The 23,406-nt window shown below is 58.9% G+C and carries 24 protein-coding genes; 3 read left to right on the plus strand and 21 right to left on the minus strand.

Annotation, left to right across the window (positions count from 1 at the left end; genetic code table 11):
• Positions 1-112 precede the first annotated feature (112 nt).
• The 9 genes from ABID12_RS19555 to ABID12_RS19595 all read right to left on the minus strand — a co-directional run bounded on the left by ABID12_RS19555 (position 113) and on the right by ABID12_RS19595 (position 7,175).
• The gene (locus tag ABID12_RS19555; protein ID WP_354435747.1) at positions 113-709 is read right to left on the minus strand and encodes a DUF4276 family protein; all 597 of its coding nucleotides are present in this window, start codon (positions 707-709) and stop codon (positions 113-115) included.
• Positions 706-1,911 (minus strand): AAA family ATPase, encoded by a 1,206-nt coding sequence (locus tag ABID12_RS19560; RefSeq protein ID WP_354435748.1) that lies wholly within the window; start codon positions 1,909-1,911, stop codon positions 706-708. Before ABID12_RS19560 ends, ABID12_RS19555 begins: the two co-directional genes overlap by 4 nt.
• A gap of 108 nt (positions 1,912-2,019) precedes the next feature.
• Positions 2,020-2,997: a linear amide C-N hydrolase gene (locus tag ABID12_RS19565; protein WP_354435749.1), complete on the minus strand. Its 978-nt coding sequence runs from the start codon at positions 2,995-2,997 to the stop codon at positions 2,020-2,022.
• Positions 2,998-3,081: 84 nt separating this feature from the next.
• Positions 3,082-4,191 (minus strand): AbrB family transcriptional regulator, encoded by a 1,110-nt coding sequence (locus ABID12_RS19570; RefSeq protein ID WP_354435750.1) that lies wholly within the window; start codon positions 4,189-4,191, stop codon positions 3,082-3,084.
• A gap of 72 nt (positions 4,192-4,263) precedes the next feature.
• Positions 4,264-4,599, minus strand: a complete 336-nt coding sequence (locus ABID12_RS19575) for a hypothetical protein (protein ID WP_106312621.1) — start codon at positions 4,597-4,599, stop codon at positions 4,264-4,266.
• A 109-nt stretch (positions 4,600-4,708) separates the two neighbouring features.
• On the minus strand, positions 4,709-5,320 hold the full coding sequence (locus ABID12_RS19580) for an IMPACT family protein (protein WP_354435751.1): 612 nt from the start codon (positions 5,318-5,320) through the stop codon (positions 4,709-4,711).
• 64 nt (positions 5,321-5,384) lie between these two features.
• Positions 5,385-5,798 carry a DUF2177 family protein gene (locus ABID12_RS19585; RefSeq protein ID WP_354435752.1) on the minus strand — a complete coding sequence of 138 codons (414 nt, stop codon included), beginning with the start codon at positions 5,796-5,798 and terminating at the stop codon, positions 5,385-5,387.
• A gap of 10 nt (positions 5,799-5,808) precedes the next feature.
• Positions 5,809-6,507, minus strand: coding sequence for a ChrR family anti-sigma-E factor (locus tag ABID12_RS19590; protein ID WP_354435753.1), 699 nt, complete (start codon positions 6,505-6,507; stop codon positions 5,809-5,811).
• Positions 6,504-7,175 carry a sigma-70 family RNA polymerase sigma factor gene (locus tag ABID12_RS19595; RefSeq protein ID WP_354435754.1) on the minus strand — a complete coding sequence of 224 codons (672 nt, stop codon included), beginning with the start codon at positions 7,173-7,175 and terminating at the stop codon, positions 6,504-6,506. Before ABID12_RS19595 ends, ABID12_RS19590 begins: the two co-directional genes overlap by 4 nt.
• A gap of 161 nt (positions 7,176-7,336) precedes the next feature.
• On the opposite strand from ABID12_RS19595, the gene ABID12_RS19600 reads away from it, so the two are divergent.
• Genes ABID12_RS19600 through ABID12_RS19610 form a run of 3 tightly spaced genes read left to right on the plus strand, consistent with a single transcriptional unit; the run spans position 7,337 to position 10,663 of the window.
• A complete protein-coding gene (locus tag ABID12_RS19600) occupies positions 7,337-8,656 on the plus strand; it encodes an NAD(P)/FAD-dependent oxidoreductase (protein ID WP_354435755.1) in 1,320 nt (439 codons plus the stop codon).
• Positions 8,653-9,462: a DUF1365 domain-containing protein gene (locus ABID12_RS19605; RefSeq protein WP_354435756.1), complete on the plus strand. Its 810-nt coding sequence runs from the start codon at positions 8,653-8,655 to the stop codon at positions 9,460-9,462. The genes ABID12_RS19600 and ABID12_RS19605 overlap by 4 nt, the downstream gene beginning before the upstream one ends.
• On the plus strand, positions 9,446-10,663 hold the full coding sequence (locus tag ABID12_RS19610) for a class I SAM-dependent methyltransferase (protein WP_354435757.1): 1,218 nt from the start codon (positions 9,446-9,448) through the stop codon (positions 10,661-10,663). The genes ABID12_RS19605 and ABID12_RS19610 overlap by 17 nt, the downstream gene beginning before the upstream one ends.
• Before the next feature lie 3 nt (positions 10,664-10,666).
• On the opposite strand, the gene ABID12_RS19615 is transcribed toward ABID12_RS19610, so the two are convergent.
• The 12 genes from ABID12_RS19615 to ABID12_RS19670 form a co-directional block, all read right to left on the minus strand.
• Entirely contained in the window at positions 10,667-11,218 is a 552-nt protein-coding gene (locus ABID12_RS19615; protein WP_354435758.1) for a hypothetical protein, read from the minus strand.
• A 28-nt stretch (positions 11,219-11,246) separates the two neighbouring features.
• The gene (locus tag ABID12_RS19620; protein WP_354435759.1) at positions 11,247-12,044 is read right to left on the minus strand and encodes a DUF1295 domain-containing protein; all 798 of its coding nucleotides are present in this window, start codon (positions 12,042-12,044) and stop codon (positions 11,247-11,249) included.
• Between the two features lie 84 nt (positions 12,045-12,128).
• Entirely contained in the window at positions 12,129-12,983 is an 855-nt protein-coding gene (locus ABID12_RS19625) for an ABC transporter permease (protein ID WP_319519916.1), read from the minus strand.
• Positions 12,984-12,993: 10 nt separating this feature from the next.
• On the minus strand, positions 12,994-14,643 hold the full coding sequence (locus ABID12_RS19630; protein WP_354435760.1) for an ABC transporter permease: 1,650 nt from the start codon (positions 14,641-14,643) through the stop codon (positions 12,994-12,996).
• A 123-nt stretch (positions 14,644-14,766) separates the two neighbouring features.
• Complete coding sequence (locus ABID12_RS19635; protein ID WP_354435761.1) at positions 14,767-15,867, minus strand: extracellular solute-binding protein; 1,101 nt, start codon at positions 15,865-15,867, stop codon at positions 14,767-14,769.
• An 88-nt stretch (positions 15,868-15,955) separates the two neighbouring features.
• On the minus strand, positions 15,956-17,050 hold the full coding sequence (locus ABID12_RS19640) for an ABC transporter ATP-binding protein (RefSeq protein ID WP_106312588.1): 1,095 nt from the start codon (positions 17,048-17,050) through the stop codon (positions 15,956-15,958).
• 296 nt (positions 17,051-17,346) lie between these two features.
• Complete coding sequence (locus ABID12_RS19645) at positions 17,347-18,174, minus strand: MBL fold metallo-hydrolase (RefSeq protein WP_354435762.1); 828 nt, start codon at positions 18,172-18,174, stop codon at positions 17,347-17,349.
• Between the two features lie 2 nt (positions 18,175-18,176).
• Positions 18,177-18,956 carry a TatD family hydrolase gene (locus ABID12_RS19650; protein ID WP_354435763.1) on the minus strand — a complete coding sequence of 260 codons (780 nt, stop codon included), beginning with the start codon at positions 18,954-18,956 and terminating at the stop codon, positions 18,177-18,179.
• 6 nt (positions 18,957-18,962) lie between these two features.
• Positions 18,963-20,507, minus strand: coding sequence for a methionine--tRNA ligase (metG, locus tag ABID12_RS19655; protein WP_354435764.1), 1,545 nt, complete (start codon positions 20,505-20,507; stop codon positions 18,963-18,965).
• 154 nt (positions 20,508-20,661) lie between these two features.
• Positions 20,662-21,708, minus strand: a complete 1,047-nt coding sequence (locus ABID12_RS19660; protein ID WP_354435765.1) for a DNA polymerase III subunit delta' — start codon at positions 21,706-21,708, stop codon at positions 20,662-20,664.
• The gene (gene tmk / locus ABID12_RS19665) at positions 21,701-22,375 is read right to left on the minus strand and encodes a dTMP kinase (RefSeq protein WP_354435766.1); all 675 of its coding nucleotides are present in this window, start codon (positions 22,373-22,375) and stop codon (positions 21,701-21,703) included. Before tmk ends, ABID12_RS19660 begins: the two co-directional genes overlap by 8 nt.
• Before the next feature lie 77 nt (positions 22,376-22,452).
• Entirely contained in the window at positions 22,453-23,349 is an 897-nt protein-coding gene (locus ABID12_RS19670; RefSeq protein ID WP_354435767.1) for a septal ring lytic transglycosylase RlpA family protein, read from the minus strand.
• Positions 23,350-23,406: the final 57 nt, after the last annotated feature.

Below are 23,406 nucleotides of genomic sequence, written 5' to 3' on the forward strand. Positions count from 1 at the left end.
GCAATGAAAATGGCACTGGAAAAACAGGCCGCTTGAGGCCAGATTAAAAACCCAAGACTCTCCCGAAAAATGGAGGGAAGTCGGGTCTCAGGTCAATCGCAAAAAACGTTTTTCAAATTATTTTCTCCAGCTCAGATACCAGTTTCCGAAACGATCGACACTTTTCATAGACTATTTCTAGATGAATTTGAGCTGAAAACTTAACTTGATCAACAGTCTCTGAATAAGAAGTATTCTCCAATAATATTTCCTTCTCAAAGTACTCCTTGGCGCCTCTAATACTTTCCGGATTAGGATGAGACGGTGCGTCGGGACGCACGGATTGGTGACCACGCATGCTTTCGCCGCAAGCAATCAGCCAAGCCTCGTACTCTCTATTGGCCAACACGAATGAAACCAAATGGCCAAATTCGTTCAAACCTAAGAATTGAGTGAACTTCTCATGCATATCGGACGGGCAATCATCATCAGCATCGGCGAGAATCAGGATCATGCCATTTGTGTCTTCGGCAGATAGCTTAAGATGTCCCAACTTTATAGCCTTAAGAAGATCAGGTCCAAACTTTGAAATCTTTGATCGCGGCATTCGATATGGCTGAGCTATTTTGATGTCGAAGAGGTTTAGCCTTTCATGAAGGATCTTTCTCAACAGAAGAGGAACCGCCTCCACTTCGCCATGCCCTTCGACGATAGGAAAAATAGTACTCATTTTGTGACCGAAAATAGCTCTGATTGCTTAAGAGCTGGGGCGGACTCAACGTCAGAACTAAGTTGATTAGCCCGCAGCAACTCTCCCGCGGTCAGTAGGTTTTCCCGCATCGCTCGACGGGACGCCTCATCAGCCATCCCAATTCGCGTTTCGTTCTTGTCGCTTGTGACAACGAGAAGGTGGTTTTCAGCCACCTTTTTATGGTCCAACAACTCCGGACTATGGGTAGTTAAAATGATCTGACTACCATGAGATGCTTCAATGATAGCATCCATCAATATTGCAGCCGCGCCCGGGTGAATTGTACCTTCCGGCTCCTCAATTCCGACGAAAGGCACCCTCCCGCTTTTGTCAGAATTCTGATGAAACAAAGCCAACAATACCCCAAGTGAACGAAGCGTCCCATTAGACATATTTAGAGCATCAAATCTCCAAGGAGCACTAGCACCCTGCACATTTTGAATAAATTGAATCGTTTCGGTGGGCCCCAGTGATTTGGTTTCTATGCTTTCGACACCACGTACGATTCTTCGTAAATACTCACAAACTCGACTATACGAATTGGGGGAACTGTCACGTACATATCTGAGTGTAGATGCAAGATTTTGGCCAGAGGGCTTGAGGCGGTTACCAGACTCATGTGGTTGGGGAAGGCGAAACTCGTCAGGATTAATGTCGTAAACTGACAGACTGGAAAGAGCATCGAACAGAGCATCGAACGGTTTCAGCCCCGCTACACTCGTCAAAAACAGCCGGTCAGCTCGAATATCAGGCAAGACACCAACCTCAGGAAATTTCGTAATTTCTCCCCGCTCTACTGTATAGTTAAAACTCTTTCTGGGGTCTGGATCCGAAATTGAGGCCGTTTCTTTTCGCACTTCAAACCGCTCGCCCGTTGATGCAGCAACTTCGAATGCGAAGAAGGCGTTCCTGCCTTCGGCAAGATTCATAAAAAACGACATGCCAAAGTTGGTAGGATGACCGCTCGATTTGCGGCGCACAGCGGCAAGGCCACCCCGATTCCGCATTGCGGTGTCTAGGGTACTATTGCACGCATCAGAAATGAAAGAGAACGAGTCCAGAAAGTTCGACTTTCCTGATCCATTTAAACCTACAAGCACAGAGAGTTCATTGAGACGAACATCGCAACTACCAATACTCTTATAATTTCGCAGGCGGACCCGATTTATCAGTGTCCCCATATTTTTCTCCGTAGAACGACTTACAGCTCAGCGGGCTTAAGCTGGATGGAAGATATTGAAGCTGTCATTTTGATTGCTGAGCATTCATGTCAAACCGCGATATTATACTCACGGCACCAGAAACTCAAACGGCGCCGCCGCCTCCAGCAGCCCCGCTACATCCCCACCCGGCACCTCCGGGTCATTCAGCGCCAGCTTCTTCACCGCGGCGCCCTCACCAAGATCAAAATCATCCAGATCCACCCAGAACACCGACGGATTGATGACCGAGTCGAAATAGTAGCGGCGGTGTTCGTGTTCGGCGACGGTGCGCCAGAGGGTGGAGGCGATGTTGGGTTTTTCGGGGTCGGTCATGCCGAGCGGGGTGGAGATGGCGCGCACCTGCGAGAACACGGAGGCAAGGGCTGCGCGGCGGTCCTTCAGCGGCGTGGCCGATTTGAGGTTGTAGCTGGCGCGGGCGAAGCGGTCGGCGGCGTTGACCGTGCCGGGCAGAAAGCTCTTGCCACCGACAAGGTCCCAGTAGCCGTTGATGGCAAGCTGCTGGTCATAGGTCGGCGAATTGGTCATCACCCTGTATTCGCGGCCGTGATGGATGGTGAGCTTTCCGCCGACGAATTCGAAGATCGCGCTGTCGCCGGAGGCATCGGAAAGCGCCAGATGCACGGTTGCCGGCGCGCCGTTCGGCGCCTCGCCGGTGATCACCGTCAGCGGATCATCGGTCATGGCGGCGACGGCTTCGGCGACGCTTGCAAAATTGTCGAGCATATATTGCAGCCATGCGCCGACCGAGATCAGCGGTTTTGCGCGCGCGTCCGGATCGCCGTAGGCCGATTCCACCAGATAGAGCATGTTGCCGGCAAGACCCGCCTCGTTCATGCCGTCGGCCGTGGCGAGATTGTAGATCGCGACGACGACCGAGCCGTATTTCGAAGTCCATGTGGCCGAGCCCTCGCCGACGCCGCCATTGCGGGACATGCCGCGGGGAAACACCCAGAGATCGGATTGCATCGTCACATCGCGCCAGTCCATCGAGCGCCCGGTGATGAAGCTGCCGGTTCCGGTTTCATAGAAAATGCGCGTGCACATGGGATTTCCTCCGCCTGACCCTTGTTATGGTTGGCTGAGGCTAACCCGTTCCGTGACGTTCAACAATGCGGTTTACGCTTTATCCTAAAAATGGCTCCGCTTTGCCACGAACCGCGCCAGCATCGGCCCGAGCGCCATAACGAAGAAGAACCGCGCGATCTGCATCGACATCACGAAAGCGACGTTAACATCGGTGGAAGCGGAGATGATGGCGACCGCATCCGCGCCGCCGGGACTGGTGGCGAGATAGGCGCTCAACGGGTCGATCCCGGCAAACACCACCAGCAGCGCCGCAAACACCGAACAGACCGCCACAAGCGCCAGGATCGAGGCCAGCACGCGCGGCAGCGCCCGGCTGGCATGGCGGATGACCTCGCGATCGAACCGCGCGCCGATTGCCCAGCCGACCAGCGCATAGGAGACGGCGAGCAGCGGCTGCGGCAGTTCGATATCCACCAGGCCTGCGATATTGAGCGCCGAGCCGAGGATCACCGGCACGATCATCGCACCAGCCGGTATCGGCGAGCGCTTGCCGATGACAACGCCGATGATCACCAGAATGAGGGTCTGGCCAAGCGGCCACCAGCGCGGCTCGGCAAGCCATAAAACGGGTGCAGGCGCGCCCTCGCCGCCCATTCCGGTCCAGACCCTTGCAATGGTCGCGGCCACGATGGTGACGATCACCACGCGGGTATATTGCATGAAGGCGACCAGCCGCATATCCGCCCCGAACGCGCCGGACATCAGCGTCATCACCGTGGCCGCCCCCGGAAACGCGCCCCAGATCGCCGTCGTTCCGGGCAGAACCTGAAGCCGCGCCAGAAGCCAGCCGAGCGCCACGGCGGCAAACACCACCGCCAGCACACCGGCGACGAAAATCGGCCAGTCCCTGCCAATTTCCTGCACGATCGGCCAAGTCATGGTCCGCGCGATCAGCAGGCCGACCATGCCCTGTGCCAGGCTGAAAGGCGCCACCGGCACAACAATGCGCTGACCGAAGAAGGAAAACAGGATGGCCGTCAGCATCGGCCCCAGGAGAAGGGCTGCCGGAAGCCCGGCCAGCGAAAGCACGACGACAAGAGCGGCGGATGCGGCAATCAGCGCGGACCAGAGCCTGAGCGCGCCTGCGCGCGCCTTGCCCGAAGAACCGCTGGCCTGCGGGTTCTGCTCCTCCGGTTCTCCTGCCGCTTCCATCACTCTGTCTGCCCTTCGCGCTGCGTCAGGCCTGTTTTACACAGCGCGGAACAATCCGCCAACATGGGACGATCACATCGCGCAGCCCTGGCGGCGCATGGCGATGTCGATCGCGTTGATCTTGCCCTTGCTATAGGCAATCGCCGCCTGCTGATTGCCCGCGCCTTCGGCGGCAACGCTGCCCAGATCGGCGCCCATGACCCGGAAATCGCCGACGATTTCCTCATCCTGCAGGCGCGCCAGCTCCTTCAGCCTGTTGTTTTCCGTCTCCATCTGATCGCTCAGCTGCTGGCAGCTGGCACCGGCATACTGGCTTGGCGAAACCGGCATGGCGCCGATGCTATCGGCACGCTGCGTGCAGCCGGCAGCAAGCAGGGAAAGGGCGAGAATTGTGACAGGTATGCGCATGAAACCACCTCGGTCGGGTCTGGAAAACGGATCGGAACAAACATATTCGCAAATGTTATAATCTAATTAGGTCAGCCGGGGTCAGTGGAAAGCGCCCGGCCCCGCTTTTTTATGGGTCAGCCGGCGGATCGGCCAGAATATCGGGATCAAGGCTTGCCCGTCCGCTTGTCAGGTCGCGCAGCAATTCAGCCAGCGCCAAAAGCCGGCTGTCGGGCACATCAAGCCGGAACACCGCGCCGTTTTCGTCAAAATCGCGCGCCGTCACCGCGATGTCGTCAAAGGTTTCCAGACGCGCCTCGACAAGCGCCAGATCGGTGAAGGCCACGGCGACGGAAAGCTGTGTGGTGGCAATAATCGGCTGTTTGTCGGCAAGCCGCAGACATTCGGCAGCGCTGCCGCCATAGGCGCGGGCAAGGCCGCCCGTGCCCAGCTTCACACCGCCGAACCAGCGCGAGACCACGACCACAACGCCATCGACCTCCTGCCCCTCGATTGCCTGCAGGATCGGCTTGCCTGCCGTCCCGCCCGGCTCCCCGTCATCGGAAAAGCGATAGTCGGCGCCGATCCGCCAAGCCCAGCAATTATGGCTGGCATCGGCAAAGCTGTTCTCCGCGACAAAGGCCTTCGCCGCCTCTTCATCGGTAACAGGCGCGGCAATGGTCGCAAACCGGCTTTTCTTGATTTCGCGTTCGCTGGTAGCGGGTCTGATGAGCTTGAACATGGGCTTCGGCATGGTGGAACGGTCAGCCGTTTGAACGGCACCGGCCCGCCGGAGTCAAGCCAGGTCAGATACGGCGCCCAGTAATCCACCCGGTCACAAGGCAGCTGACCAGCCCCGTCAGCCCGGTGGCAAACATGCCCCAGGCCATATCCACACCGACAACGGCCCAGGACCAGTCCTTCAACGTGGCCATATTGGTCAGGTCATAGGTGCCGTAGGCCATCAGGCCGAACACCGCTCCGTTGACAAGCCCTTTTCGCCATGAGCCCGCCTTCACGCCGGGATAGACGGAAAAATAATATATTCCGATCAGGTACATGCCATAAAACGTTAATCCTGCGTACCAATTCGGAGAAGCCAGCAGGAGCGAACCGATTTCCGCTTCGTAGAAGCTGAAGGCAACCGTTCCCAGCCAGATGAAATCCAGAAGGGAAAAGCAGACGGCCATGACAAGAAATGCTGTTGCAAAACGGCTCATAGGCATCGCATCATATACCAAGCAGCGGTTGGACGACCCGCATGATCCGGCTTCGAAACTTCAGCGGTGCGTCGGTCACGATCAGGCAGATACATTCACCCTCCGGCGTCACCACCGGTTCATGAACGGTGTCTTCGTCCTCTTCGGTAAAGTCGCCCGGGCCGAAGGTTTCGTCATCACAACGCAGGCGCCCCTTCAAAACCAGCGTCAGCTCACGCCCGCCATGGCCGTGCTCGGGCAAGGGCCGCCCGGGGCCGACGCGCAACAAGCGCACATTGATATCGCCTTCTGCCAGCACCTTGAACTGCGCAGCACCGATGCCAAGGCGGCGCCAGCCGACCTGATCAAGCGAAGCGGCACCGATATAGGAACGCAGCGGCTGGGGCACGGCATGATCCGGGACGGTTTCGATCCTTCCGGTCTCGATCCTGTCGTTTTCGGGGTGTTCGGGCGCGGGCTCCTCGACCGGCTCGGCCTTCATCCGCTGCAGCATCGTTTCCCAGCTGGCCCTGTCGCGCTCGGGTGCGGTATCCGGCTCGATTGCGTCCATCAGCGCACCGCCTGTTGCCTCCATCAGATCAAGGCGTTTGCGGCAGGCCGGGCACAGCGCGAGATGTGTGGCCACCGCAATGCTCCAGCCTTCCGCCAGCGTTCCGGCGGTATATTCCAGCAACAGCGCATCTGAAATATGGTGATGGATCGCGGTCATCGTTCTTCTCCCAGCGCCACCCTCAATCTGGAAAAGGCAGCCCGGATACGGGATTTGACGGTGCCCAGGGGCAAATTGGTCTTCTCGGCAATCATACTGTGGGAAATGTCCTCGAAAAACGACATGCGCAACAATTCCGCCTGTTCCTCCGGCAGCGTGGAAATGGCGCGGCGCATGCGCGCGGCACTTTCATCCTGTTCGTAATAGCTGTCGGGCGCTTCCGGGGCCTCGGGCACAAAGGCGGGGTCGGTCGGATCGAATTCTGGCCGCCTGGCCTTGCGCAGGCTGTCGATCATCACATTGCGGGCAAGTGTAAACACCCAGGCGGCGGCATTTCCGCGCTGCGGATCGAACAGGGATGCCTTGCGCCAGACCATCATCATGGTCTCCTGCATCAGTTCCTCGGCCTGTTGCCCGTCAAGCGAACGTTTCAGCATATAGCTGCGGATCTGCGGCCCGAAGTGAAGGAACAACCGTTCAAAGGACGCGACGTCATGCGACCGGCCGGTGCGCACCAGGCAAAGCGTCATATCTTCCGTCGTCAATTCCTCCACAACCGAGCCTTCCGACGTTGTCACCCTCCCCGCCGCAACAGCGGGGATCCCCCTGAAGCGGGCTGGTCTGGGCACCGTGCCGGAAGTCGGCCTGTAGTGTGAAACATCTGACATGACCTCTTCTACGGCACGACGCCCCATCCAGATTGAAGGTTCCAACAATTTTGTTCCGATTTCAATCCGTCGAACGGTCCGGTGCGTAGATCAAATAACAGATCAAGAGGAATCCGCACATGGATCACAAGCTGGACAAGGCCCACAGGAGAATTCCTGGCGTGAGAAAGGTTGCCGTCATCGGTTCGGGCATTTCCGGCCTGTCGGCCGCATGGCTTTTGAGCCAGTCCTCCAGGGTCACGCTGTTTGAGGCGGACCAGCGCCCGGGCGGCCATTCCAATACGGCCGATACCGTCATCAACGGCAAGCATATCTCCGTCGATACCGGCTTCATTGTCTACAACGAACGCAACTACCCCAATCTCACCGCGCTGTTTTCACATCTCGATGTGGAGACCGAAAAATCCGAGATGTCGTTTTCGGCCTCGCTGAACAATGGCGCGTTTGAATATGGCGGCAGCAATATCGCCACCATGTTCGCCCAGAAATCCAATATCCTGCGCGCCAGTTTCTGGCGGATGGTCTACGATATCTTCCGGTTTTACCGCGAGGCCCCCGTCGCCGCGCGCGACGCGACGGCCGTTGATCTGACGCTTGGCGACTATCTGGACAACAAGGGCTATTCCAGGCGCTTCGTCGAGGATCACATCCTGCCCATGGGGGCGGCGATCTGGTCGACCACCGCCGAGCAGATGCGCGCCTATCCCCTGGCCGCTTTTACCCGCTTCTTCGAAAGCCACGGGCTTTTGACGCTTGTCGACCGGCCGCAATGGCGCACGGTTTCCGGCGGCAGCCGCTCCTATGTCACGCGTCTACTGGAGGCGGTGAACGGCCCGGTGCGGCTGTCAACGCCCGTCAGACAGATCTATCGCCGCAAAAATGGCGTCCGTCTCATCCTCGATCATGGCGAGGAACAGGATTTCGATGCCGTGGTCGTGGCCACCCATGGGGATCAGGCCCTTGCGATGCTGGCGGATGCCAGCGACAATGAACAAAGGCTTCTCTCCGCATTCCGCTACACCGTCAACGAGGCGTATCTGCACAGTGACGAGAGCCAGATGCCGAAGCGCCGCAAGGTGTGGTCGAGCTGGAACTATCTGGAACACAAAGGGGCCGCTGACATTTCGCTGAGTGTGACCTACTGGATGAACCGGCTGCAGAATATCGACGAGCGCTTTCCGCTGTTCGTCACGCTCAATCCGGCTGAGCCGATCCGGCCGGACAGGGTTCACGCGCACTATACCTATACCCACCCCCTCTTCGACCGCAACGCAATCGACGCGCAGCGCGATCTCTGGCAGATCCAGGGGCATGGCAATGTCTGGTATTGCGGTGCGCATTTCGGCAGCGGCTTCCATGAAGACGGGCTGCAGTCGGGCCTTGCCGTGGCGGAAGCAATTGGCGGGGTCAGGCGGCCGTGGTCCGTCGAAAACGAATCCGGCCGTATCCACCTCGCTCCAGCGCCGGTGGCCATCGAATGACATCCGGCTCCGCCATATACAGGGGCGACGTGATCCACCGGCGCCACCGGCCGAAAGCCCACCGGCTGCATTACCGGGTGTTTTCGCTGCTGGTCGATCTCGATGAACTCCCCCGCCTCGGCAACCGGCTGAAGCTTTTCGGCCATAACCGTTTTGCGCTTTTCAGCGTTCATGATCGCGATCACGGAAAGCTTGATGGCGGCAATCTGAAATCCTGGGCGATCGATGAACTCGCAAAGGCCGGCATCGATGACACGATCGCGCGGGTGGAAATGCTGTGCTATCCGCGCATCCTCGGTTATGTCTTCAATCCGCTGACGGTTTATTTCTGCTACCGTGGCGATGGCGCGCTTGCCGCAATCCTCTACGAAGTCTGCAACACCTTCAAGGAACGGCTGACCTATATCATCCCCGTTACAGACGACACCCGCCCCGTGCGGCAGCGCGCGCAAAAGCAGCTTTATGTCTCGCCCTTCATCCCGATGGGGTGCGAATATCATTTTTCCATCGCCCCGCCGGGCGAAACCGTGTCGGTGCGGATCAACGAGAAAGACAGTGAAGGTCCGCTGCTGTTTGCCGCCTTCAACGGCAAGCGCCACGCAATCAGCGACCGCGCTTTCCTGTCCGCCTTCTTCGCCTATCCGCTGATGACGGTAAAAATCATTGCGGGTATTCATCTTGAGGCGATACGATTACTGTTGAAGGGAATACCGGTATTCAAACACCGGCCATCCGCATCGCGTGTTCAAAGCGTCGTCGCGGGCGGCCCGCCGCGAAGAGACAGAGCCGATGAAGCAGACGCATGACGGACACACCCCGCATAAAAGCCTGAAACTCTGGCAAAGGCCGATTGCCAACATCGCCGGCCGGATTACGGCCGGCTCCCTGACGCTGCGTTTTCGCGATGGGCGCAGTAAAACGGTGACAGGCGCCAGACCGGGCCCTGCGGCCGAAATCATGCTCCACAATGCGCGCCCGCTTTACCGGCTGCTGAGCGAAGGCGACCTTGGCTTTGCCCGGGCCTATATCGATGGCGACTGGGATACGCCGGATCTCGGCGCCGTGATTGACCTGGCCATCGTCAATGAGGAGGAACTGTCGAAAGCGCTGTCCTCGTCCTATCTGTTTACGCAGATAAGCCGCCTGCGCCACCGCATGCGCGCCAATACCAAAACCGGCAGCAAGCGCAATATCGCCTTCCATTACGACCTCGGCAACGCCTTCTACAAGCTGTGGCTTGACGAGACCATGACCTATTCAAGCGCGCTTTACGAAGGGCGTGAACGCTCCCTGCCGGAAGCGCAGACCGCCAAATATGACCGTATCCTGGCCAGCCTGCAGGTCGGGCCGGAAGACCGGATACTGGAAATCGGCTGTGGCTGGGGCGGTTTTGCCGAACATGCCGCGGCGACCACGGGATGCCATGTCACCGGCCTGACGCTTTCGGAAGAACAGGCCAGGTTTGCCCGCCGGCGGCTTGCCGACAAGGGCCTTTCCGGACGCACCGATATCCGGCTTCAGGATTATCGCGATTGCAGCGGTACATTTGACAAGATCGTCTCCATCGAAATGTTCGAAGCCGTCGGCGAGGAAAACTGGCCGGTGTTCTTCGATACGGTGAATGCGCGCCTTACCCCCGGCGGAACCGCGGTGATCCAGTCGATTGCCATCGAACATCATCGCCTCGACGATTACCGCGACAACCCGGACTTCATCCAGCATTTCATCTTCCCCGGCGGCATGCTGCCGTCTGTGGAGACCTTCCGCAAAGGCGCTTCAAGTGCCGGGCTGGCGGTGAAGGAGCTGTTTGCGTTCGGCAAGGATTATGCCCGCACGCTCAAGGAATGGGAGGAACGTTTTCTGGCGGAGTGGGACGCAATCCGGCCGCTCGGTTTTGACGAACGCTTCCGGCGAATGTGGTGCTATTACCTCAATTACTGCGCCTCCGGCTTCAACGCCGGGCGTATCGACGTCGCGCAGTTTCATCTGATGAAGCCGGCCGTCTGAGCCTCAGCCCATCCGCTCCTGCCGTGGGAAACGCAGCGCGATGAAGGCGACGAGCGCTGCCGCGCCGGTGATATTGAGATAGGCGAGGTTTTGCATGTCGCCGGCCGTTATCGGCGTCAACGGCCCGCCGATCAGGCTTTCCGCCAGAACGAACAGGAAGAAGATCGCCGCAACGAGCCCGCGCGACAGCCACACCTCGCAGCGATAGAAGGCAAACCCGGAAAGCACGAGGCAGGCAAAGAGAAAGGCGAGCGTTTCGCTCTCCCGGCCGAAGATCAAGGCAATCGCAAGCGTATCGAGAACGCCGACAATCACGAGGCCCAAACGCGCCGCGCGGCTGTTTCCGATCCGCGAGACATACCAGACGACAAGATAGAGCGGCATCGACAATGCCGTCAGCAGCGACAGCTGAAAGGCGCTTTCGGCCAGAAACCAGACATAGACCGGATAGACCGGCTTGTTGAGCGCCAGGACCAGGGCTGTCGTTCCCGCCGCATCGCCGAGCGGGTCTGCACGCGGAACCCCACCTTGATCTCGTTTGAGAATTGACATCATTCGTACGCTTTAACTTATTGACCATGCTTTATTTATCTCGTCCCGGAAACCACGGGAAAAACGCGCTGACACGTTTCTGGTACGCCTTGAAAGCGTCACCGCGCGAGGCTTCCATGTGCTTTTCCAGATAGGGAATTCCGGAGACGTGGTTGAGCAGCCAATACATCATCAGCGGCGCCAGCAGCGACGGGATGAAGGAGAAGATCGTCTGAAAGCCGGACAGCGCCAGCAGCGGCCAGGCACACCACCACAGCCATTCGAAGAAGTAATTGGGATGACGTGAATAGCCCCATAGGCCGATATCGCAGACCGTCTTGCCTTCCGGGCTTCTGCGCTTGAACTGCGAAAGCTGCCAATCGGTCATCCCCTCGCCCGCAATCGCAACGACGGCGATGACAAGGGCGAGCCCGTCAAGAATGCCCGGAAACGGTGCGGGGTTGAGAATGGCGGCGTAGATCGAAAGCGCCAGAATGAAAGCCGCAAACGCCTGGATCTGCAAAAACCACAGCAGCCGCGGCCCGGCATTGCTTCCCCATTCCTCAATCAGCGCAGCGTAGCGCGGATCATCCTTCTTGCCGGCGCTGCGGGTGGCGATATGACCTGCAAGCCTGAGCGCCCAGAGGCCGACCAGAATGCCGGCGAGCCATTTTCGGGCCGGGTTTCCATCGACGGAGAAGATGATGACGGCAAGCCCGCCAAGCCCCGTCACCGCGGCCCAGATCGTATCGATCCAGCCGCTGTTGCCGGTTGCTCTTTGAACGGCCCATGCTCCGGCCATGCCAAGGCAGAGCCCGATGAAAACGAAGATCAGCAGCGCCACAGACATTTCACCCTCCGTAAAGATGCGGTTTGCACATCTCTACGAAGGGCGACGAAGAGCGGATTGCTTTTTTTAAAGCGTTTCAGGCTGTCAGCCCGGTGAAAGGCCGCGCTGTCTTTCCGAACGGCGGCGCAGCAGTTCGAGCACGGTCAGCAGGACGATCGAAATCGTCACCAGGATCGAGGCGACCGCCAGGATCGTCGGCGAAATCTGCTCGCGCAGCCCGGTGAACATCTGCCAGGGCAGCGTCTTCTGCGAGGCCGAGCCGACGAACAGCACCACGACCACCTCATCGAACGAGGTGATGAAGGCAAACAGTGCGCCGGAAATCACCCCGGGCAGGATCAGCGGCATCTGCACCTTGAAGAAGGTGGTAACCGGATTGGCCCCGAGGCTTGCCGCCGCCCGCTCCAGAGCGCGGTCAAAGCCGACCAGCGTCGCCGTCACGGTGATGATCACAAACGGCGTGCCGAGCACCGCATGGGCCAGCACCACGCCCCAATAGGTGCCCTGAATGCCGAGGCGCGAATAGAAGAAATACATGCCGGCAGCCGAGATGATCAGAGGCACGATCATCGGCGAAATCAGGATTGCCATGATGGCGCCGCGATAGGGCACGTGGCTTTGCGACAGGCCGATGGCGGCCAACGTTCCGAAACCGGTCGCCAGAAGCGTTGCCGCCGGGGCGATCATCACGGAATTCCTGAGCGCCTGCTGCCAGTCGGGATTGGTGAAGAAATCCTGATAGTGCTTGAACGAATAGCCGGCGGGATCGAACGACAGCATTTCGGGCGTGAAGGTGAAGAAGTCCGTGGCGTTGAAGCTCAGCGGAATGATCACCAGGATCGGAAAGATCAGGAAGAAGAAGATCAGTCCGCAGATCACCCGGAAGCCATAATGCCAGACGCGCTGGCCGGTGGTCATGTATGGAGGCAGTTTGGCCATGGTCCCTCTCCTATCCGAGTTTCACATTGTCGATGCCGACGAGCTTGTCATAGATGACGAAGCAGAGCAGCACCACGACCAGAAGCAGCGTGCCGAGCGCAGCGGCAAGGCCCCAGTTCAGTGAACTCGAAATGTGGTAGGCAATCCGGTTGGAGATGAAGATACCGGAGGTGCCGCCAACCAGTTCAGGTGTGATGTAGTAGCCGATCGACAGGATGAAGACGAGAACGGCGCCGGCGCCGATGCCGGGCACGGTCTGCGGGAAATAGATCCGCCAGAAGGCCGTCCAGTCGGTCGCGCCTAGGCTCTTGGCCGCGCGCACATAGGATGGCGAAATCGTCTTCATCACCGAATAGAGCGGCAGGATCATGAACGGCAGCAGAATATGGGTCATGGCGATGACCGTGCCCGTCGCATTGTTGATCAGCGCAAGTCGCCCGTCATCGGAGACAAGGCCGATGAACACCAGTATGTCGTTGATGACGCCTTGTTGCTGCAACAGCACCTTCCACGCCGAAGTGCGCACCAGAAGCGATGTCCAGAACGGCAGCAGCACCAGGATCATCAAAAGGTTGGCGGAACGCAGCGGCAGGTGCGAAAGCAGGAAGGCGATCGGGTAGCCAAGCAGCAGGCAGGAGAAGGTGATGACCACGCTCAGGATCAGCGTGCGCATGAACAGCAGCAGATAGATGCGCTGCTCCTCGGGCACCATTTCGATGCCATCGGCGGTGCGCTTGGCATCGAGCGCGGCAAGATAGTAGCCGGCGGTGTAACGTCCCTTGAAACGATCAAGCGTCTGCCAGACGTCAAGCGAGCCCCAGTCCTCGTCGGCGTCGATGAATTCCTCGCGCGCGGTGGTCGCCTCGAAATCGGGAACAGCGGCGGCAGCAGACGCCAGCAGTTCTGCGGTTGCGCCGGAATAGAAGGACGCGGCGTCCGGGTTTTCGATCAGATCATCATAAAGCGCGGCATAGACCGGGTTCCACGGCTCTTCTTCCGTCGGGCTGTCTTGATCTTCCGTTTGAATGACATCGGCAAAGCCGGCATAGATTTCAGCCGTGCGCGGAAGCGCTTCCTTCGCCGTTTCGGAAATCTCGAAAGCGGGTTCGGAAACGGAATCATCGTCTTCAGCGGCCCATTCGGCCTGCGCCGTGATCCAGTCTTCTGTCGCCATCAGCGAGACCCAGGTGGCCGGTTCGACCCAGGCTTCGTTCAGGTCTTCAAACTGTTCGGTAAAAATCTCGCCGAAATCGTCGACCCTCCGTCCCGTCTTGCGGAACAGGCTCGACATGCCGGTCATTTCGTAGTTCAGCCGTGAACCCAGCCGGGTGTGCTGCTTGCGCTCGGAGGCGATGACCAGGTCATCGCGCAGCGCGGCAAACACGAAATTGTCGGGCAGTTCACCGGAAGCGGGGTCCCAGCTTTCAAGTGCGGTCACCGTGCGCGGCAGCGTTTCGGGAACGATCTCGTTCTGCACCGAGCGGAACAGCATGTCGATGATCGGCGCGGCAAAGGAAATCAATACAAACAGCAGGAGCGGCGCAATCAGAAGCAGCGCGCGCATCTTCTGGCGTCTCAGCGCTTTTGCCAGGCTGGCTTTCAGCGGCTTGCCGTCGGAGGTCGTCAGCTTCTCCGCCGTATTGGAGGTCGTGTCGCTCATGTTCCCCGCTTCTTTGCTGGTTCGGCCCGCGGCCGTCTGTCCGGCCGTCTGATGCGGCCTTTCGTCATTTCAGGTGCGGAAGGGCCGCCGGCCCTTCCGCGCTTTCATCAAAGCGAACGGCGCTTACTGTACCAGCCAGGACTGGAACTTGGCGTCCAGATCGTCGCGGTAGTCAGCCCACCATTCGTAGTTATAGACGAACACGTTCTTGGAGTTTTCCGGCGCGGTCGGCATGTGCGGCCCCATGTCAACGCCGAGCGTGGCATGCTCGCCGACGAGCGGCGCCGAGGAGTTGCGGGCCGGACCGTAGGAGATGTAGGCAGCCTGGTCAGCCAGACGCTGGGTGTCGGTGGCGTAGCGGACAAAATCCTTGACCATGGCCAGACGGTCTTCGGGAAGACCTTCCGGGATGATCCAGCCGTCAAGGTCGAACACCTGCGCGTCCCAGAGCATCTCGAAGGGCTGGTCTTCCTCCTCGATCGCGGAGAACCAGCGGCCGTTATAGGACGAGCCCATCACGATTTCGCCGTCGGCCAGAAGCTGCGGCGGCTCGGCGGCAGCCGACCACCAGATCACGTCGTCCTTGATGGTGTCGAGCTTGGCGAAGGCGCGATCCTGGCCTTCTTCCGTCTCGAGCACGTCATAGACGTCTTCCTTGGCAACGCCGTCGCAGATCAGCGCCCATTCCATATTGTTGATCGGACGCTTTTCGAGCGAACGCTTGCCCGGATAGGTTTCCGTATCGAACATGGCGCAGATTGTTTCCGGCTCCGGCGCACCTTCCGGCAGAAGGTCCGGGCGGTAGGCGGCGGTGGTGGAATATACGATTTCCGGAATGAAGCAGTCGGAGACGATCAGATCACCGAAGTCTTCCGAAGCAGGCGTGCCATCGGGGGCAGGTGCGAGAAACTCGTCTGGATCGTATTCCATGGCCAGGCCTTCGTCGCAAAGACGCATGGCGTCTGCGGCAACCACATCGACGAGGTCCCAGGTGATGTTGCCGGCTTCGTTCATGGCGCGCAGCTTGGCAACTGCCTCATTCGAGGATTCGTCCCAGACGATCTCGATATCCGGATTTTCCTCCATATAGGGATCCGTATAGGCATTCTTCTGCGAATCCTGGTAGGCACCGCCCCACGAAACGATGGTCATCTGTTCGGCATAAGCTGCCGTGGACGTGGCGAGCGATGCCGCCAGTGCAAGAATAATAGACTTGGATTTCATAGTCTTTCTTCCCCTTCTTCGAGATGATTGGCCGGGCCTTGAAGCCCGCATTGTGAAACCGCCGGTCTCAAGCGACCGGAAGCTGCTGTTACGCGACGGGATCAAGCGCCTTGCAGTCGCCGGCGGCAAAGCCGATCGTCTGCTGTTTGCCTTCGTGCAGATCCCAGCGTTCGCCGCGATTTCGAACCTTGACGACGAATTCGTCGTTTCCGCACACATTCATGCGCACGCGGATATGGTCGCCAAGATAGATCAGTTCCTCGATCGTGCCGGTAATGGTGTTGGCGTGATCATCGGTGGGAACGATTTCGACACGCTCCGGACGGAGCGAGATTGTTGTGCGGTCGCCGACATTATCGACATTCACCTTGTCGGCGATGATGATGGTGCCGTCATCGAGCTTGACGGAGCATTCGCTGCCGCGGATTTCGGTCACCGTGCCGCTGAGCTTGTTGTTCTCGCCGATGAACTGGGCGACGAACGAATTTTTCGGATCCTCGTAAAGCATCGACGGTTCGGAAAGCTGCTGCACCACGCCGTCGTTGAACACGGCAACCCGGTCCGACATGGTCAACGCCTCGGTCTGGTCATGCGTCACATAAACGACCGTGACCCCGAGCCTTTCATGAATATGCTTGATCTCGTACTGCATCTGCTCGCGCAGCTGCTTGTCGAGCGCGCCGAGCGGCTCGTCCATCAGCACAAGTTCGGGATCGAACACCAGCGCACGGGCCACCGCCACGCGTTGCTGCTGGCCGCCGGAAAGCTGTGCGGGACGGCGGTTTCCGAAATTGCCAAGCTGGACCATGTCGAGCGCCCGCTTGACCTTTTCCTCCTGCTCGGCCTTGCCCATCTTGCGCAACTGCAGCGGAAAAGCGAGATTTTCAGCCACCGACATATGCGGAAACAGCGCGTAATTCTGGAACACCATGCCGATGCCGCGCTTGTGCGGCGGCACGTTGTTGATGGGCTTTTCGTTGAGATAAATCTCACCGTATGTGGCGGGTTCGAACCCGGCCAGCATCATCAGACAGGTGGTTTTGCCCGAACCCGACGGGCCGAGCATGGTCAGAAATTCGCCCGGCGGAATATCCAGATTTAACTTTTTAACGACGAGGGTTTCGCCATCATAACTTTTTTGAACACTGTCGTATTTAACCGAAGCACCCCGGTTTTCAGCCATTTTGTCCCCTTGTTATAGCGGATCTTGCGGGCCGCATCGTCGTGCGCGCCTTCTCAAGCAGTCCGGTTTTATAGTGCAATTCGTTTTGCCTAATTCAACCTCAAATTCAAAGAACGGACAAAGAATGGGCAGAAATCGACCGCAATTTCAACAGCGATTTGCCGTTTTATGGGGTTGACAGACTTTCGTCGTACTCAAAATTCTTCGCAAAAACACGTATTTCGAGTGAAAAACAAGCACATAGGGAAATGACACAAGCCTGGCGCGCAGACGCTATTCAAGCCGGAAAAAGCCGTTCAGAGCGCGTCTTCGGTGACAGAAAATTCAACGCTCAACCCGTCATAGGCGGGTTCGACATGATCGGGCGTCTCGTGCAGCACCGTTTCATAGTCGAGCGGAATATGCATATGGGTGAGGATTGCACGGCGCGCGCCCAAATAGTCCACCCATGACAACGCCTGATCCAGCGAAAGATGGCTTGGATGCGGGCGGTATTGCAGCGAATCGATCACCAGAAGGTCGAGATTGCGCAGTTTTTCCACAGAATCGGCCGGAAAATCGCTGACATCGGTGCAATAGGCCACATCGCCCAGCCGGTAGCCAAGCGAAATGATCTCGCCATGCTGCTGGCGGTGCGGCATGAACCGCATCTTTCCGCCGGGCCCGTCAATGGTGACGGGCCGGTCGAAATCGGTAATGACATTGGCATGCGCAATCGGCGGATATGCACTGCCCTTCGGTGTCTCGAGACAGTAGGCAAACCCCTCCAGGATCCGCTCCATGGTCCGCTCATCGGCGTAAACGGGGATGCGCCTGTGCTGTGCATGGAAATAACCGCGAATGTCATCGATACCGTGGATGTGGTCCGCATGCGCGTGGGTGAACAGCACGGCATCGATGCGGGAAACCCCGGCGCGCACCATCTGTTCGCGGAAATCCGGGCCGGTATCGATCACCACCGTCGTCACGCCGCCATCCGGCGCGATCTGCTCCACGAGAAACGCCGTGCGCGAACGCCGGTTCTTCGGGTTTTGCGGATCGCACGCGCCCCAGTCCCCGTTGATGCGCGGCACACCGGGCGACGACGAACAGCCGAGAATGGTGAAACGACGGCGATAGACCAATGTCAGACCCGCGTCATCTTGGAAAAGCAGCGGAATGCGTTTTCGGTGGTGATATCCGCGATTTCGGCCTCGCTCACGCCCTTCACCTCGGCCAGAACGCGTGCGGTATTGACCACATAGGACGGTTCGTTGCGCTTGCCGCGATAAGGCGTCGGCGCCAGATAGGGCGCATCGGTTTCGACCAGCAGCCGGTCCATCGGAACATCGGCGGCAATCGCCCGCAGCTCGTCGGATTTCTTGAAGGACAGAATGCCGGAAAAGGACACATAGCCGCCAAGTTCGACCCCGGTCTTTGCCAGATCCGCACCCGACGAGAAACAATGCAGGATGAAGGGAAACGCGCCCTCGCCCGTCTCCTGCCGCAGGATTGCCGCCATGTCATCATCGGCGTCGCGGCTGTGGATGACCAGCGGCAGACCGGTCTGCCGGGCAGCGGCAATATGGCGCCGAAGTCCGGTCTTCTGCGCTTCGGCCTTTTCGGGCTGATAGTGATAGTCGAGCCCCGCCTCGCCGATCGCCACCACTTTGGGATGTTCGGTCAGGCGAACGAGGTCATCCGTTCCGATGTCGAGTTCTTCATCGGCATTGCCGGGATGGGTTCCGACGGAGCAGAAAACATTTTCATATTTTTCTGCAATTTCAATAATTTGATTGAATTTCTTCACTCGCGTTGAAATCGTCACCATCTGCGCGACACCGGCCTCTTTGGCGCGTGCGACGAGGTCGTCACGTTCGGCCTCGAAATCGGGAAAATCGAGATGGCAATGGCTATCGATCAGCATGATGTCTCATTCCTCGGGCGCGACATAGCGCGGAAAGACCGGCGCCGGTTTTTCAAGCGGCGTGCCCGCCTTCAAACGGCCGGCCTGGCCCAGATGCGCGAAATCGCGTTGTGTTTGCGGTATTGAAATCAGGTCGAGCAGTTTTCCCGCAGACGTCGGCATGGCCGGCTGAAGCAGGATCGCGACCTGACGCACCACTTCCGCCGTCACATACAGCACGGTCGCCATGCGCTCGGGATCGGTTTTACGCAGGGCCCAGGGTTCCTGTCCGGCAAAATAGCGGTCAGCCTCCGAGACAAGCCCGATAATCGCCGCCATCGCCCGGTGGATTGCGAATTTCTCCATGGCCTCGCGCACCGTCTCGATGACGCCGTCGGCAGCCGCCAGCATCGCCTCGTCTTCCGCCGTCAGCGGGCCGCATTCCGGGATCTGACCATCGCAGTTCCTGGCGATCATCGACAATGAACGGCTGGCCAGATTGCCGATACCATTGGCAAGATCGGAATTGATGCGCGTGCCGATAGCCTCGTCGCTGTAACTGCCGTCCTGGCCGAAGGAGACTTCGCGCAGCAGGAAATAGCGAATCTGGTCGAGGCCGAAATGTTCGACAAGATTGAAAGGATCGACGACGTTGCCGACGGATTTCGACATCTTCTCACCCTTGTTGAGAAGAAAGCCGTGGGCATAGACCCGCTGCGGCAGCGGCAGACCGGCCGATATCAGGAAGGCCGGCCAGTAGACGGCGTGGAAACGGATGATATCCTTGCCGATGATGTGCACACCGGGCCAGTACGACCACAGCGCGTTCTCCTCGTCGGGAAAGCCGAGCGCCGTGATATAGTTCGTCAGCGCATCCACCCAGACATACATGACATGATCGGGATCATCGGGAACCGGCACGCCCCAGTCGAAGGTGGTGCGCGAGATCGACAGATCCTTGAGGCCCGATTTCACGAAGGAAACGACCTCATTGCGGCGCTCGGCCGGGCCGATGAATTCGGGATGATTGTCATAATATTCGAGCAGCTTGTCGCCATAAGCCGACAGTTTGAAGAAATAGCTTTCCTCTTCCACCCATTCGACCGGAGAGCCAAGCGGCTCGCGCCGCACGCCGTCTTCGCCGACAGTCGTCTCGCCCTCGTCGAAATAGGCTTCCTGACGCACCGAATACCAGCCGCCATATTTGCCGAGATAGATATCGCCGTTTTCCTGCATACGCCGCCAGAGCGCCTGCACGGACTTGCGATGACGATCTTCCGTCGTGCGGATAAAATCATCATTGGAGCAATTGAGCTGCGCGAGAAGACCACGGAAGACGGCCGAGTTGCGATCGGCAAGCGCCAACGGCGTGATCCCTTCCTTTTCGGCCGTCTGCTGCATTTTCTGCCCGTGCTCGTCCGTGCCCGACAGGAAACGGACATCCTTGCCCTCCAGCCTGTTAAAGCGGGCCAGAGCGTCACTGGCGATCATGGTATAGGCATGGCCGATATGCGGCGCGCCATTGGGATAGAAGATCGGCGTTGTGATGTAAAACTTGTTGTTGTCGCTCATTCCACTGTCCGTATGCATGGCTGTCGCGGAGCCGGGTTGCTCCAGGGGCGTTCGTGATGTGCAGGCAGGCCGGGTTTCGCTGGTGCCCGGTTCCGGCATCTGAAATCAGACCGGTCTTAACGCCCCTCAATGGGCGCATCAAGTCAAACCTGCTTCAGGCGGTGTGCGGCTGCGGCTGCAGCGTCGATCTGAGGCGCGACAGCAGGTCGAGGACGAGTTGCCTGCGATCCAGATTATAGGCATCGGCTTCCGCGGTATCAGACGCAATGCGCGAGGAAAGCCCGGCCAGCCGCTCGGCAAGATCGAGGTCACCCGAAAGCGCGGCATTGCGCGCGCGCAGCTTGATATCGCCATCGACATGGCCGATCAGAAACGCGAAGATCGTTTCGTTTTCGCGCTTGGAAAGCGTGTCGGCAAGCTTGTGCATGACAAGCCGCGCTTCGGCAGAGGAGGACTGCAACGCCTGGTCATAGGCATCGATGATGTCCAGCCCGCCATAATTGAGAAGTTTCAGCGCCTCGGCAACGCTTCCGCCGGCCAGCGCCGTCACCCTTTCCATATCCTGTCCTTCGACCGAAAGACCGAGCGCGGACAATGCCGCGATCAGGTCATCGGGTGCCAGCGGCCGCAGCCGAAGCGGCAGACAGCGCGACCGGATTGTCGGCAGAAGCCTGCCGGGGGTATGCGAGATCAGCAGGAACATCGCGTTTTTCGGCGGTTCCTCGAGAATTTTGAGGATCGCATTGGCGGCACTGCGATTGAGGTCATCGGCCGAATCGACGATCACGATCCGCCAGTTTCCCGTACCCGACGTTTGCGACAGGAAATGCCCTGCCCTGCGCACCTCCTCAACGGTGATCGCGGTTCTGAGCTTGCCGGTCTTCTGGTCGATCGGGCGTTTCAGATGCAGAAGGTCATGCGATGCACCGGCGATGATCTGCCGTGTCAGCGGCGCATCGTGATCGGGTTCGATCAGATGGTCCGGCGCATCGCCGGCATGGGGAAAATGCAGGATATGATTTGCAAAGCGGAAGGCAAGCGTCGCCTTGCCAATGCCGGCCGCCCCTTCCAGCAGGATGGCATGATGCCCCTTGCCGCTGTTATAGGAACGCGCCAGATAGGTTTCCGCCTCCCGGTGCCCGAAAAGCCGCCTGTTGCGCTGAGGCTCGATTGCGCCGTCCAGAAGTTGTTCATCAGTCATTGCCGTCGCCTCCTGAGTTCCGCGCATCCAGCAATGCCGAAACGGCCCGCCAGACATCCTCTGCCACAGTTTCGGGAGCGCCCGCAGCATCGACAACGGTGCAACGATCCGGCTCGTCTTCGGCAATCTTCAAAAAGGCCTGGCGTCGCGCGGCATGAACCGCAAGCGCCTCCTTCTCGAAACGGTCGGGCACACCGGCCAATGCCGTCTCCGGCAGGCGCTGGCGGACGCGTTTCAGCCCCTCGGGCGCATCCAGATCGAAAATCAGCGTCAGATCGGGCGTCAGACCGTTGACCGCAATCCGTTCGACCGTGGTCACGAATTCCGGCGACAGCGCCCCCGAGACCCCTTGATAGACCCGCGAGGAATCCATGAAACGGTCGCAAAGCACAATCTGCCCCTTGTTCAGGGCAGGTCGAATGACCTCTTCGACATGGTCATTGCGGGCAGCGGCAAACAGCAACACTTCCATGCCCACGCCGAAGGGCTCGGCCACCCCTGAAAGAAGCACATGCCGAACGGCTTCCGCACCGGCCGAACCGCCGGGCTCACGCGTCGTCACGACGGCATGACCAAGGTCGGCAAGCCGTTGGGCGAGAATGCGGATCTGCGTCGACTTGCCGACGCCTTCCCCGCCCTCGAAACTGATGAAAATGCCCTGTCGCACGGAACCAGCCGTCCTTCACATCTCGAACTTCAGCCGGTTTAGAGGAATTCAGGCGAGGGAAAAAGCCCTGTGGCCGGCTAGTCCTGCTTTTTAAAGGGGATCGGGGCCGCGGCCGGGAGGCTGGCATCCTCGACAAGGATCGATTCCGCGGCTTTGCTCGCCGGATTGCCCGGCTCGTCGGACTGGCTGTCGACAAGAGCAAGCGCACTTGCCTCCTCTGCCACTTTCGCCTCGGCGGCAACGGCCTTGTTTGAGGCTGTGGCCGCATCGCTCACCGATTTCTTCTTCTCGATCAGCCCCAGCAAGGTCTCCGACCCGGCCGGCTCTGTCTTGATTTCGGCCTGGGCAACCTGAACCGAAGCATCGCCAAAGCGTTCAGGATCGACACCCGGGGGAACAGCCTGCTTCTGGTATGAGGCCAGCAGGTAGTCCATATCGTCAGCTGAGCGGGATGCCGGCCCGACATAATCGACCCGCACATCGGCAACGCCGGCGCCGGTCATATCGAGCATTTCCGCGGCCTTTTTCGAAAGATCGATGATCCGCCCGGAGACAAAGGGACCACGGTCATTGACGCGCACGATAACGGAACTGTCGTTTTTCAGATTGGTGACGCGAACATAACTCGGCAAAGGCAGGGTCTTGTGTGCCGCCGACAGGTGGTTCATGTCGTAAATTTCGCCATTGGCCGTGCGCCCGCCATTGAAATTCGGACCGTACCAGGAGGCGAGGCCTTCCTTGGAATATTTATCAACGCTTTTCGGCGTGTACCACTTGCCCTTCACCTGATAGGGTTTTCCGATCTTCTGATAACCGAGGCTCTTGGACGTCGCCGTCTTTTCCGCGGACGTCTTGGCCGTTTCGGCGGCCTCATCCTTGCTCGTTTCGGATGTATCGCCCGTGGTTGCGCAAGCGCTCAGCAATGCAGTCACGGCCAGCATGGCGACCGAAGCAGATAACCGAAATTCTCTCATGCCAGCAATTCTTTCATTTGTCCTGATCGGCCAGCCGCTGAAACCTGCCGGAAACCA

This window comes from Martelella mangrovi, assembly GCF_040545495.1.
GTDB classification, from domain to species: Bacteria; Pseudomonadota; Alphaproteobacteria; order Rhizobiales; family Rhizobiaceae; genus Martelella; species Martelella mangrovi.

Coding starts and splice junctions, on each gene's coding strand:
- ABID12_RS19615 (WP_354435758.1), bottom strand. CDS start 11,218: ATGATGTCAATTCTCAAACGAGATCAAGGTGGGGTTCCGCGTGCAGAC.
- ABID12_RS19560 (WP_354435748.1), bottom strand. CDS start 1,911: ATGGGGACACTGATAAATCGGGTCCGCCTGCGAAATTATAAGAGTATT.
- ABID12_RS19640 (WP_106312588.1), bottom strand. CDS start 17,050: ATGGCTGAAAACCGGGGTGCTTCGGTTAAATACGACAGTGTTCAAAAA.
- ABID12_RS19625 (WP_319519916.1), bottom strand. CDS start 12,983: ATGGCCAAACTGCCTCCATACATGACCACCGGCCAGCGCGTCTGGCAT.
- ABID12_RS19635 (WP_354435761.1), bottom strand. CDS start 15,867: ATGAAATCCAAGTCTATTATTCTTGCACTGGCGGCATCGCTCGCCACG.
- ABID12_RS19555 (WP_354435747.1), bottom strand. CDS start 709: ATGAGTACTATTTTTCCTATCGTCGAAGGGCATGGCGAAGTGGAGGCG.
- ABID12_RS19605 (WP_354435756.1), top strand. CDS start 8,653: ATGACATCCGGCTCCGCCATATACAGGGGCGACGTGATCCACCGGCGC.
- ABID12_RS19660 (WP_354435765.1), bottom strand. CDS start 21,708: ATGACTGATGAACAACTTCTGGACGGCGCAATCGAGCCTCAGCGCAAC.
- ABID12_RS19575 (WP_106312621.1), bottom strand. CDS start 4,599: ATGCGCATACCTGTCACAATTCTCGCCCTTTCCCTGCTTGCTGCCGGC.
- ABID12_RS19620 (WP_354435759.1), bottom strand. CDS start 12,044: ATGTCTGTGGCGCTGCTGATCTTCGTTTTCATCGGGCTCTGCCTTGGC.
- ABID12_RS19670 (WP_354435767.1), bottom strand. CDS start 23,349: ATGAGAGAATTTCGGTTATCTGCTTCGGTCGCCATGCTGGCCGTGACT.
- ABID12_RS19570 (WP_354435750.1), bottom strand. CDS start 4,191: ATGGAAGCGGCAGGAGAACCGGAGGAGCAGAACCCGCAGGCCAGCGGT.
- ABID12_RS19585 (WP_354435752.1), bottom strand. CDS start 5,798: ATGAGCCGTTTTGCAACAGCATTTCTTGTCATGGCCGTCTGCTTTTCC.
- ABID12_RS19590 (WP_354435753.1), bottom strand. CDS start 6,507: ATGACCGCGATCCATCACCATATTTCAGATGCGCTGTTGCTGGAATAT.
- ABID12_RS19630 (WP_354435760.1), bottom strand. CDS start 14,643: ATGAGCGACACGACCTCCAATACGGCGGAGAAGCTGACGACCTCCGAC.
- metG (WP_354435764.1), bottom strand. CDS start 20,507: ATGAGCGACAACAACAAGTTTTACATCACAACGCCGATCTTCTATCCC.
- ABID12_RS19595 (WP_354435754.1), bottom strand. CDS start 7,175: ATGTCAGATGTTTCACACTACAGGCCGACTTCCGGCACGGTGCCCAGA.
- ABID12_RS19610 (WP_354435757.1), top strand. CDS start 9,446: ATGAAGCAGACGCATGACGGACACACCCCGCATAAAAGCCTGAAACTC.
- ABID12_RS19650 (WP_354435763.1), bottom strand. CDS start 18,956: ATGCTGATCGATAGCCATTGCCATCTCGATTTTCCCGATTTCGAGGCC.
- ABID12_RS19565 (WP_354435749.1), bottom strand. CDS start 2,997: ATGTGCACGCGCATTTTCTATGAAACCGGAACCGGCAGCTTCATCACC.
- ABID12_RS19580 (WP_354435751.1), bottom strand. CDS start 5,320: ATGTTCAAGCTCATCAGACCCGCTACCAGCGAACGCGAAATCAAGAAA.